Here is a 554-nt window from a genome sequence, read left to right on the forward strand (position 1 = left end):
TGCGTTTGCAGCCGGGCAAAATCCAATGTGCCGTTGCCACCGGGGAGCATGCTTTGAATACGTTCAATGGCATCGTAGACGACCTGCTGGTCTGCTGCTCCCGTTTTTTTGAACTCATCCGTCTTGACATACTGTTTAAGCTCGCCAAGCAGGTTCTTCATCTGGTCTGCAAGCAGGCCTGTCAAATCCCCGAACGCTGCCCCCCAGTCTATCTTTTGGGTCAGGGCTTCCATATCCACTTTGTGCACAGCCGCATCACGCTGCTTCTCCAAAGTCAGCCTTTCACCCAGGGACTGTGCCTTGCGGATTTTCTCCGCATATTCTTCAGCGATGGCCAGTTTCTGCTGCTGGAAAGTTCCGTATTCCTTCAGATAGTCACGCATGGCTTCCGCCTCTTCCCTGTACACGTCCGCCTCCGCTTTTTTCCTTGACTCGGTGTTTGAGGCACGGGCTTTTTCAAGTGCATCCTGTTGCTCCCGGGTAAGTCCGTTATCTCCGGTGGATATGCCGGCTTCCTTGTTCTCACGCTTCCAGTCGGCTTCCTGCCGGTTTAT

The 554-nt window shown here is 53.6% G+C and carries 1 pseudogene; it reads right to left on the reverse strand.

From position 1 onward, the window contains the following. Window positions 1–554, reverse strand: a pseudogene (locus LPH68_RS26565) (viral A-type inclusion protein); the annotation flags it as partial.

It is taken from the genome of Bacteroides sp. 1_1_30 (assembly GCF_020982715.1).
In the GTDB taxonomy this organism is placed as follows: domain Bacteria; phylum Bacteroidota; class Bacteroidia; order Bacteroidales; family Bacteroidaceae; genus Bacteroides; species Bacteroides xylanisolvens.